The 573-nt window shown below is 59.5% G+C and carries 1 protein-coding gene; it reads right to left on the bottom strand.

Going from position 1 to position 573, the window contains the following annotated elements; translation table 11 throughout:
• Window positions 1–34: 34 nt before the first annotated feature.
• Window positions 35–310, bottom strand: a complete 276-nt coding sequence (locus AB1L30_RS01575; RefSeq protein WP_367011571.1) for a hypothetical protein — start codon at window positions 308–310, stop codon at window positions 35–37.
• Window positions 311–573 lie beyond the last annotated feature (263 nt).

Below are 573 nucleotides of genomic sequence, written 5' to 3'. Positions count from 1 at the left end.
GGTTAGACAAAGACACCCAATGGCTTCGGTTTCTCTATAGTTCCTCTAGCCGGGATGCGATCGAAACCACCAGACGCAAGTTCCCTTCGGAAAGTTCTCGCTTGGCCTGTTGGTATTCCGAGTAGATCGTTTTGACGCCCTGGTGAACGTCCCGACCGAACTGAAGGTTCGAACCGTGGTCCTGGCGAACGTCCTGACCGAGCTGAAGGCCCAAACCGTGGTCCTGGTGAACGTCCTGACCGAGCTGAAGGCCCAAACCGTGGCTGGCCAGCACGATCTCTTCAGCCGAGAGCGAACTATGTTTGACCAATGCCTTGGCCGCCGCGGTGGCATAGTTTCCGCCAGAGCCGATCCCCAGGCGCGTCCGGCTGGTCGAACGGGGACATACTTGCTGACCACATCGACCGTCGCGAGAGGGACGTTCTCCAGGTTCAGTTGCTGCATCAGGTCGACGTAGTGCCAGGCCAGGTCCTGAATGTCGTCGATCTGGTCGAGCCCTTCGCTGAGGGCGAAGCCTGGGTGGGCGCGCCGGAGTACTGATTCGAGTGCTCGCCGGCTAAGGGATACCAATCG

It is taken from the genome of Bremerella sp. JC817 (assembly GCF_040718835.1).
In the GTDB taxonomy this organism is placed as follows: domain Bacteria; phylum Planctomycetota; class Planctomycetia; order Pirellulales; family Pirellulaceae; genus Bremerella.
This window is presented reverse-complemented; position numbering and strand designations above follow the sequence as displayed.